The 508-nt window shown below is 65.0% G+C and carries 1 protein-coding gene; it reads left to right on the forward strand.

Annotated elements, in window-relative coordinates; genetic code table 11:
• Positions 1–508 (forward strand): cytochrome c biogenesis ResB family protein (locus D1614_RS29085; RefSeq protein WP_147384433.1); only part of this gene is annotated, 508 nt, incomplete at both ends.

Below are 508 nucleotides of genomic sequence, written 5' to 3' on the forward strand. Positions count from 1 at the left end.
GCGATTTCCGCCTGATGAACATCGAAAGCATCACCGATGCCTCGGGCAAGCCGGACGCGCGCGGCGTGGCACGCAAGTCGCTGAGCCAGCCTATCGAGTCGCGCCTGGGTGCCGCGGCCAACACAGAAAGCCAGAAAGTGCTGCGCAATGTTGGTCCTTCGGTGCAATACAAGCTGCGCGATCGCAACGGGCAGGCGCGCGAGTACAACAACTACATGGTGCCTGTGCAGTTGGATGGGCAATCGGTGTTCCTGGCCGGCATGCGCGAGTCGCCGAACGAGCCGTTCCGCTACCTGCGTATTCCCGCCGATGACCAGGGCAGCGTGACCGATTGGATGCGCCTGCGAGCAGCACTGCAGGATCGCGCGACGCGCGCAGAGGCGGCGCGCCGCTTTGCGCTGGCTTCGATGCCAGGCGCCGACAAGACGGAGTTGCGCACCCAGTTGGCCGAGAGCGCGCTGCATGCGCTGAATCTGTTCGCAGGGTCAACACGGCCCAGCCCGGATTC

Origin of the sequence: Maribellus luteus (assembly GCF_003576475.1) — a bacterium.
GTDB classification, from domain to species: Bacteria; Bacteroidota; Bacteroidia; order Bacteroidales; family Prolixibacteraceae; genus Draconibacterium; species Draconibacterium luteum.